Annotated in this window: 3 protein-coding genes; 2 read left to right on the top strand and 1 reads right to left on the bottom strand. The window is 70.7% G+C overall.

What is annotated here, in order from left to right:
• A partial coding sequence (locus AC27IQ_RS21395; RefSeq protein WP_487090707.1) for a response regulator occupies positions 1–1,658 on the bottom strand: 1,658 nt, incomplete at its 3' end.
• A gap of 130 nt (positions 1,659–1,788) precedes the next feature.
• On the opposite strand from AC27IQ_RS21395, the gene AC27IQ_RS21390 reads away from it, so the two are divergent.
• Positions 1,789–2,529: an endonuclease/exonuclease/phosphatase family protein gene (locus tag AC27IQ_RS21390; RefSeq protein ID WP_284405500.1), complete on the top strand. Its 741-nt coding sequence runs from the start codon at positions 1,789–1,791 to the stop codon at positions 2,527–2,529.
• 20 nt (positions 2,530–2,549) lie between these two features.
• A partial coding sequence (locus AC27IQ_RS21385) for a phospholipase D-like domain-containing protein (RefSeq protein WP_487090706.1) occupies positions 2,550–3,070 on the top strand: 521 nt, incomplete at its 3' end.

Here is a 3,070-nt window from a genome sequence, read left to right as displayed (position 1 = left end):
GTGGCGGCGGGCGTGCTGGCGGCGCTGGACGTGCGCAGCACCAGCTCGCCCGGCTTTCTTTCGGTGGCCTGGCCCAGCACGGCGCGCGGCGTGGTTGGGCCGCAGCGCGAGCGCAGGGCGTCGATGGCCGCTTGCCGCGCCGCAGCGTCGTCGATGCGGGCGGCGTGCCGGGTCAGCATCTGCTGCGCCAGGTCCAGCAGCTTGGTGTTGAGCGTGGTGCCGGCCGCTTCGAGCAACTGCGCCACCGCGCCGCCGGGATCGCCCGACAGGCTGAGCGCCACCGCGTTCTCGGCGGCCTTGTTGATCTGGGGCAGGCAGCCGCGCACGATGTCCGAGTAGTCGGGGTGGACCAGGCAGGCATTGGCCATCAGCTCGCACAGGCCGCGCGTGTTGGCGTAGCGCATGCCGATGGCGGTGACCCACGCCGGTCCTTCCTGCAGGTCGATCGAGGTGGCCGCCAGCACGGCCAGCAGGCTGCTCAGGTTGCAGGCGGCTTCGTAGTCGAAGTCGCCGATGCCGATCTCGCGCGCCATGGAGCGCACCCCCGCCACGGCCTGGGCGAACTGGCGCTGCTGGATCTGCTGCAGCGCCGCCACGATTTCGCTGAAGCGCTGCACGCGGCGGCTGTCGCCATGGCGCTCCAGGATGCGCACGAAGTCGGCCATGCAGCGTTCCAGGCCCTTGCGGTCGTTGCCCGCGAAGTGCGCGAAGGCCAGCAGCACCAGCGACTGGTAGTCGAACAGCTTGGAGTCGATGCCCAGCACCGCGGCGCGCGACAGGGCCTTGGCCGCCGTCTCGCGGTCGCCCATGTAGTGGGCCATCATGCCGAGCTTTTGCAGCCGCACCACCGAGTCCGGCGTGAGGCCGCTGGCCGTGCGGTAGGTGGCCATGGCGTCCTCGAAATGGCCCATCTCGACCTGCGCGCGCCCCAGCACGTCATACGCGTCGGCGAACGAGGCGTCCTCCCCGATCAGGCCCTGCAAGGTGGTGATGGCCCGCGGCGCCTGGCCGGACTCGATCTGCGCCCGCGCCACCCCCAGTTTGGCCCAGGGCAGGGCGCGCGCCTCGATCACCGCCTCGAACAGGGTGCGGGCCTCGTCGTGCCGCGCCAGGCGCAGCAGCAGTTCGGTGCCGATGCGCGCGGCATACAGCCAGTAGGGCTTGCGCGCCTCGAAGCGCTCCACGCACAGCTGCGCGGCGGCCTCGAAGTCTTCCCGCCCGATGGCATCGAAGATCGGGCGCAGGTGGGTCTTGCGCAGGCGCGCCAGGCCCAGCCGCTCGAACAGCGCGCTGGGCGTGAAGGGCTTGAGCAGGTAGCCGTCCAGCGCGGATTCGGCCGCCTCGGCCACCGCGGCGTAGGAGGCCTCGGCGGTGACCATGAAGAACACGGTGGAAAACGGCAGCATCTGGGCGCGCCGCAGATCGTCCAGCAGCGTCTGGCCGGACTGCCCGGATTCGGCGAAATACTGCTCGCACAGCACGTAGTCGAACACGGTGTGCTCCAGCCGGCTGCGTGCGTCCTGCACCCTGCTGCACTGCACCACGCGGTGGATGCCGTATTCGCGCAACTGCGCCACCAGGATGCTGCGCGAGGTCGCGTTGCTGTCGATCACCAGCGCCTGGGATTCCGTGGAGTCTGGTTCTTTGGCGGTGGCCATGGCGGTGCGGCGCGCGTCCCGTTGAGCAAAGAGCACAGTGTAGGCCGCGCGGCGCGGGCCCGAGGGTGCAAAAAAGCCCCTTCCCGCAGGCTGACACCGGAACGACGCGCGCCTGCGACACAATCGCGCCATGGACCCCTCCGACATCCTGCGCGTTGCCACCTACAACATCCACAAGGGAGTACAGGGCCTGGGCCCAGCCCGCCGCCTGGAGATCCACAACCTGGGCCATGCCGTCGAGCAGCTCGACGCCGACATCGTCTGCCTGCAGGAGGTGCGCAAGATGCACCGCCGCGAGCAGCAGTACTTCCAGCGCTGGCCCGACATGCCCCAGGCCGAGTTCCTGGCGCCCGAGGGCTACGAGGCGGTGTACCGCACCAACGCCGTCACCCGCCATGGCGAGCACGGCAATGCGCTGCTGTCGCGTTGGCCGGTGATCGGGCACCGGCACGAGGACATCTCCGACCACCGCTTCGAGCAGCGCGGCCTGCTGCATGTCGAGGTCGAGATCCACGGCCGCCGCGTGCATGCCATCGTGGTGCACCTGGGCCTGATCCCCGGCAGCCGCGTGCGCCAGGTGGCGCAGTTGCAGCGTTTCATCGCCCGCGAGGTGCCGCCGGACGAGCCGCTGGTGGTGGCCGGCGATTTCAACGACTGGGGCCTGCAGGTCAAGCGCGCGCTGGCGGCCTGCGGGCTGTACGAGTACGAGGAGGCGCCCCGCACCTTCACCTACCCGGCACGCCTGCCCATGGTGCAGCTCGACCACGTGTACGTGCGCGGGCTCACGCCGCTCGGCCTGCACGTGCCGCGCGGGCGCATCTGGTGGCGCATGTCGGACCACCTGCCGCTCATCGCCGAGTTCCGCCTGTGAGCCGCGGGGGGCTTTGAGCCATGTCGCATGCCGCCGTGCTCGGCGCGGACCACCGCGTCCGCTTGCTGCAGGGGTCCGAGGAGCTGTTCGCGGCCCTCGTGGCCGACATGGACACCGCCACGTCCGACATCCAGTTCGAGACCTACATCTTCGACTGCACCGGCACCGGCGCCGCCATTGCCGAGGCGCTGGTGCGCGCGGCCGAGCGCGGCGTGCGCGTGCACCTGGTGGTGGACGGGGTGGGCACCGGCTCGCTGCCCGGCCCGTGGCCCGAGCGCTTCCAGGCCGCGGGCGTGCAGATGCAGGTGTATTCGCCGGTCGGCACGCTGGGCCTGCTGCTGCCGCACCGCTGGCGCCGGCTGCACCGCAAGCTGTGCGTGGTGGACGGCTGCGTGCTGTTTTGCGGCGGCATCAACGTGCTGGACGACCTGCACGACCCCAATCACGGTGTGCTGGAAGCCCCGCGCTTCGATTTCGCGGTGCGTGCCGAGGGCCGGCTGGTGGAGCAGGCCGACGAGGCCATGCAGCACGTGTGGTGGCG

This window comes from Acidovorax sp. KPB24-07, from assembly GCF_057543315.1.
The sequence above is the reverse complement of the archived record's forward strand: the minus strand, read 5'-3'. Positions and strand labels throughout refer to the sequence as shown.

Bases quoted from the DNA above. Each gene is read 5' to 3' on its own strand.
- AC27IQ_RS21390 (WP_284405500.1), top strand. From the start codon at position 1,789: ATGGACCCCTCCGACATCCTGCGCGTTGCCACCTACAACATCCACAAG.